The sequence below is a fragment of the Aquirufa sp. TARAVU-A1A genome (assembly GCF_054558675.1).
In genome coordinates this window covers 1-530 of the sequence record NZ_JBPXKP010000014.1, presented here as the reverse complement: position 1 = coordinate 530, position 530 = coordinate 1, and the positions used below count along the sequence as shown (strand labels likewise).

Annotated in this window: 1 protein-coding gene; it reads right to left on the bottom strand. The window is 51.3% G+C overall.

Annotated elements, in window-relative coordinates; genetic code table 11:
• Positions 1-530: hypothetical protein (locus V7S75_RS12045; RefSeq protein WP_459514229.1), on the bottom strand; the 530-nt coding region annotated here is incomplete at both ends.

Here is a 530-nt window from a genome sequence, read left to right as displayed (position 1 = left end):
CCAAAACCCGAGATGCTAATAGTACCCCCATTGCCAGCCGGATAACCCGAAGCCGTATACGCATCCCCGCCAACACTGCTCATTACACCACTGTAATCCACATAACTACCACTACTACTCACACTCAAACTTCCACCTGAACCGCCTCGGTAACCACTACCTCCTCCACTCTGAATACTGCCTCGCAACAACACCCCATTCACCGCACTCAAACTAATATTACCGCCCGATCCGCCCGTCGTCGAATAACCAACACTCCGATCGGCTCCGCCTCCTACACTACTCAACACACTACCCAAGACCATTTCAATTCCTCCACTCACCACATAACTCTGGCTTCCTCCTACTCCTCCATTATAATTCGGACCAACTACCACATTCCGCCAACCCTTACTCAAGACCTGACCACTGCCACTCACCAACAAATCACCCCCCACTACCATACTCACATTACCCGCGCGTGGCGAATTCTGCGAAGATGAATTATCCGGTCCACTCACATCCAAAACACCCCCAATACGAACACTACC